Raw genomic sequence first — 5,250 nt, 5'->3', positions numbered from 1 at the left:
GCCCTTTGAAAACTGAACAAGACGAACCAAGTGCGGGTTGGGAGACCAACCTGTCAAGAAAAAGATCTGTCAGTGACAGGAATGAGTAAGATTAAATGAGAGTTTGATCCTGGCTCAGGACGAACGCTGGCGGCGTGCCTAATACATGCAAGTGGAACGCAAGGGAACACACCGTGCTTGCACATCGTGTTTTCTTGAGTCGCGAACGGGTGAGTAACGCGTAGGTAACCTGCCTATTAGCGGGGGATAACTATTGGAAACGATAGCTAATACCGCATAAGAGAGTTTAACACATGTTAGACGCTTGAAAGATGCAAGAGCATCACTAGTAGATGGACCTGCGTTGTATTAGCTAGTAGGTAGGGTAAAGGCCTACCTAGGCGACGATACATAGCCGACCTGAGAGGGTGACCGGCCACACTGGGACTGAGACACGGCCCAGACTCCTACGGGAGGCAGCAGTAGGGAATCTTCGGCAATGGGGGGAACCCTGACCGAGCAACGCCGCGTGAGTGAAGAAGGTTTTCGGATCGTAAAGCTCTGTTGTCAGAGACGAACGTGTGTGAGAGTGGAAAGTTCACACAGTGACGGTAACTGACCAGAAAGGGACGGCTAACTACGTGCCAGCAGCCGCGGTAATACGTAGGTCCCGAGCGTTGTCCGGATTTATTGGGCGTAAAGCGAGCGCAGGCGGTTTTGTAAGTCTGAAGTCAAAGGCAGTGGCTTAACCATTGTGTGCTTTGGAAACTGCAGGACTTGAGTGCAGAAGGGGAGAGTGGAATTCCATGTGTAGCGGTGAAATGCGTAGATATATGGAGGAACACCGGTGGCGAAAGCGGCTCTCTGGTCTGTAACTGACGCTGAGGCTCGAAAGCGTGGGTAGCGAACAGGATTAGATACCCTGGTAGTCCACGCCGTAAACGCTGAGTGCTAGGTGTTAGGCCCTTTCCGGGGCTTAGTGCCGGAGCTAACGCATTAAGCACTCCGCCTGGGGAGTACGACCGCAAGGTTGAAACTCAAAGGAATTGACGGGGGCCCGCACAAGCGGTGGAGCATGTGGTTTAATTCGAAGCAACGCGAAGAACCTTACCAGGTCTTGACATCCCGATGCCCGCTCTAGAGATAGAGTTTTACTTTTGTACATCGGTGACAGGTGGTGCATGGTTGTCGTCAGCTCGTGTCGTGAGATGTTGGGTTAAGTCCCGCAACGAGCGCAACCCTTATTGTTAGTTGCCATCATTGAGTTGGGCACTCTAGCGAGACTGCCGGTAATAAACCGGAGGAAGGTGGGGATGACGTCAAATCATCATGCCCCTTATGACCTGGGCTACACACGTGCTACAATGGTCGGTACAACGAGTCGCGAGCCGGTGACGGCAAGCTAATCTCTGAAAGCCGATCTCAGTTCGGATTGGAGGCTGCAACTCGCCTCCATGAAGTCGGAATCGCTAGTAATCGCGGATCAGCACGCCGCGGTGAATACGTTCCCGGGCCTTGTACACACCGCCCGTCACACCACGAGAGTTTGTAACACCCGAAGTCGGTGAGGTAACCGTTAAGGAGCCAGCCGCCTAAGGTGGGATGGATGATTGGGGTGAAGTCGTAACAAGGTAGCCGTATCGGAAGGTGCGGCTGGATCACCTCCTTTCTAAGGAAAAGTAAGTAACGGAGGGCGTCTAAAAGCGACTTGATTTTAGGAAAGCAAGGCAGTATGCTTGCATACCAGATGGTTTATCTAAATCACAAGCTTTTAGCCCGAGTACAATTTGACTCAGTATCTGTACTTACACGGAAGCACTTGGACGTCTTGTTTAGTTTTGAGAGGGACGTGGGGCCTTAGCTCAGCTGGGAGAGCGCCTGCTTTGCACGCAGGAGGTCAGCGGTTCGATCCCGCTAGGCTCCATTATCTAGGATACAAAGAGATGTTCGGAAGAGGACAATTTTGTATTCTAGTGACTAAGATAGTGTTCACGTAATTGAACACGACCTCATTTCTTAGGAAAAAAGATAAATCTCCTCGTGTGCCAGCACACAGCGTCGATTTCCTATTTTTCTACAGAAATGCCCAACAAGTTGGGACGGTCTTAGTATCTTAGAGATCGTTCATTGACAATTGAATAGCGCAACAAAAGAAACCGAAACGCTGTAGATCATATTGAAAGAGTTTTTTAATAAGGTTAAGTAAGTAAGGGCGCACGGTGGATGCCTAGGCACTAGGAGCCGATGAAGGACGTGACGAACGACGAAATGCTTTGGGGAGCTGTAAGTAAGCCCTGATCCAGAGATGTCCGAATGGGGGAACCCGGCATGTGATGCATGTCACTCATTACTGTTAAGGTAATGAAGAGGAAGACGCAGTGAACTGAAACATCTAAGTAGCTGCAGGAAGAGAAAGCAAGAGCGATAGCCTGAGTAGCGGCGAGCGAAAGGGCTCAAGGGCAAACCGAAGTGTTTACACTTCGGGGTTGTAGGACTGCGCTGTGGGAGGAACAGATTATAGAAGAATTACCTGGAAAGGTAAGCCAAAGAGAGTAAGAGCCTCGTAATTGAAATAGTCTTTCCCCCTAGCAGTATCCTGAGTACGGCGGGACACGCGAAATCCCGTCGGAATCTGGGAGGCCCATCTCCCAACCCTAAATACTCCCTAGTGACCGATAGTGAACCAGTACCGTGAGGGAAAGGTGAAAAGTACCCCGGAAGGGGAGTGAAAGAGAACCTGAAACCGTGTGCCTACAAGAAGTTCGAGCCCGTTCATGGGTGAGAGCGTGCCTTTTGTAGAATGAACCGGCGAGTTACGTTTATGTGCGAGGTTAAGTTGAAGAGACGGAGCCGTAGGGAAACCGAGTCTGAAAAGGGCGGCATAGTACGTGGACGTAGACCCGAAACCATGTGACCTACCCATGAGCAGGGTGAAGGTGCGGTAAAGCGCACTGGAGGCCCGAACCAGGGCACGTTGAAAAGTGCTTGGATGACTTGTGGGTAGCGGAGAAATTCCAAACGAACTTGGAGATAGCTGGTTCTCTCCGAAATAGCTTTAGGGCTAGCGTCGATTGAGAGAGCGTTGGAGGTAGAGCACTGTTTGATTGAGGGGTCCATCCCGGATTACCAATATCAGATAAACTCCGAATGCCAACGTGTTATAATCGGCAGTCAGACTGCGAGTGCTAAGATCCGTAGTCGAAAGGGAAACAGCCCAGACCACCAGCTAAGGTCCCCAAATAATTGTTAAGTGGAAAAGGATGTGGGGTTGCACAGACAACTAGGATGTTAGCTTAGAAGCAGCTATTCATTCAAAGAGTGCGTAATAGCTCACTAGTCGAGTGACCCTGCGCCGAAAATGTACCGGGGCTAAAACAATTTACCGAAGCTGTGGATACCTTTTATAGGTATGGTAGGAGAGCGTTCTATGTGCGCTGAAGGTGTACCGCAAGGAGCATTGGAGCGCATAGAAGTGAGAATGCCGGTATGAGTAGCGAAAGACAGGTGAGAATCCTGTCCACCGTAAGACTAAGGATTCCAGGGGAAGGCTCGTCCGCCCTGGGTTAGTCGGGACCTAAGGAGAGACCGAACGGTGTATCCGATGGGCAACAGGTTGATATTCCTGTACTAGAGTATAGAGTGAAGGAGGGACGCAGACGGCTAGCTCAACCAGACGATTGGAAGTGTCTGGCCAAGCAGTGAGGCGTGGACTGAGTCAAATGCTTAGTCCTGTAACGTTGAGCTGTGAAGGGGAGCGAAGTTTAGTAGCGAAGTGAGTGATGTCACGCTGCCGAGAAAAGCTTCTAGCGCAAATGTATACTCTACCCGTACCGCAAACCGACACAGGTAGTCGAGGCGAGTAGCCTCAGGTGAACGAGCGAACTCTCGTTAAGGAACTCGGCAAAATGGCCCCGTAACTTCGGGAGAAGGGGCGCTGACTAAGGTCAGCCGCAGTGAAAAGGCCCAAGCAACTGTTTATCAAAAACACAGCTCTCTGCTAAATCGTAAGATGACGTATAGGGGGTGACGCCTGCCCGGTGCTGGAAGGTTAAGAGGAGCGCTTAGACTTAGGTCGAAGGTGTGAATTGAAGCCCCAGTAAACGGCGGCCGTAACTATAACGGTCCTAAGGTAGCGAAATTCCTTGTCGGGTAAGTTCCGACCCGCACGAAAGGCGTAATGATTTGGGCACTGTCTCAACGAGAGACTCGGTGAAATTTTAGTACCTGTGAAGATGCAGGTTACCCGCGACAGGACGGAAAGACCCCATGGAGCTTTACTGCAGTTTGATATTGCGTATCTGTAACACATGTACAGGATAGGTAGGAGCCAAAGAAGATGGGACGCCAGTTTCATCGGAGGCGTTGTTGGGATACTACCCTTGTGTTATGGCTACTCTAACCCGAATAGGTGATCCCTATTGGAGACAGTGTCTGACGGGCAGTTTGACTGGGGCGGTCGCCTCCTAAAAGGTAACGGAGGCGCCCAAAGGTTCCCTCAGATTGGTTGGAAATCAATCGCAGAGTGTAAAGGTATAAGGGAGCTTGACTGCGAGAGCAACACCTCGAGCAGGGACGAAAGTCGGGCTTAGTGATCCGGTGGTTCCGCATGGAAGGGCCATCGCTCAACGGATAAAAGCTACCCTGGGGATAACAGGCTTATCTCCCCCAAGAGTTCACATCGACGGGGAGGTTTGGCACCTCGATGTCGGCTCGTCGCATCCTGGGGCTGTAGTCGGTCCCAAGGGTTGGGCTGTTCGCCCATTAAAGCGGCACGCGAGCTGGGTTCAGAACGTCGTGAGACAGTTCGGTCCCTATCCGTCGCGGGCGTAGGAAATTTGAGAGGCTCTGCTCCTAGTACGAGAGGACCAGAGTGGACTTACCGCTGGTGTACCAGTTGTTCTGCCAAGAGCATCGCTGGGTAGCTATGTAGGGAAGGGATAAACGCTGAAAGCATCTAAGTGTGAAGCCCGCCTCAAGATGAGATTTCCCCTAACGCAGTTAGTAAGAGCCCTGAGAGAAGATCAGGTTGATAGGTTGGGAGTAGAAGCGTGGTGACACGTGAAGCGGACCAATACTAATCGCTCGAGGACTTAACCCAAAGAAGAAGAGCAGCGGTTTTGAGCGCTATTCAATTTTGAGTGAATGCTCATTCAAGTTAAGTGATGATAGCCTAGGAGATACACCTGTTTCCATGCCGAACACAGCAGTTAAGCCCTAGCACGCCTGAAGTAGTTGGGGGTTGCCCCCTGTGAGATAGGGTAGTCGCTTAGC

The 5,250-nt window shown here is 51.1% G+C and carries 1 tRNA gene and 3 rRNA genes; all 4 read left to right on the top strand.

The features are described from left to right. Nucleotides 1-91 precede the first annotated feature (91 nt). Nucleotides 92-1,648: ribosomal RNA gene (locus SRA_RS00020) — 16S ribosomal RNA — on the top strand. A 182-nt stretch (nucleotides 1,649-1,830) separates the two neighbouring features. Further along, nucleotides 1,831-1,903 (top strand) — tRNA-Ala (locus tag SRA_RS00015). A gap of 272 nt (nucleotides 1,904-2,175) precedes the next feature. Further along, nucleotides 2,176-5,077, top strand: a 23S ribosomal RNA gene (locus SRA_RS00010). A 57-nt stretch (nucleotides 5,078-5,134) separates the two neighbouring features. After that, nucleotides 5,135-5,250: ribosomal RNA gene (gene rrf, locus SRA_RS00005) — 5S ribosomal RNA — on the top strand. Together the 16S, 23S and 5S rRNA genes with 1 tRNA gene alongside form the textbook arrangement of a ribosomal RNA operon.

The organism is Streptococcus ratti FA-1 = DSM 20564 (assembly GCF_000286075.1).
GTDB lineage: Bacteria > Bacillota > Bacilli > Lactobacillales > Streptococcaceae > Streptococcus > Streptococcus ratti.
This window is presented reverse-complemented; position numbering and strand designations above follow the sequence as displayed.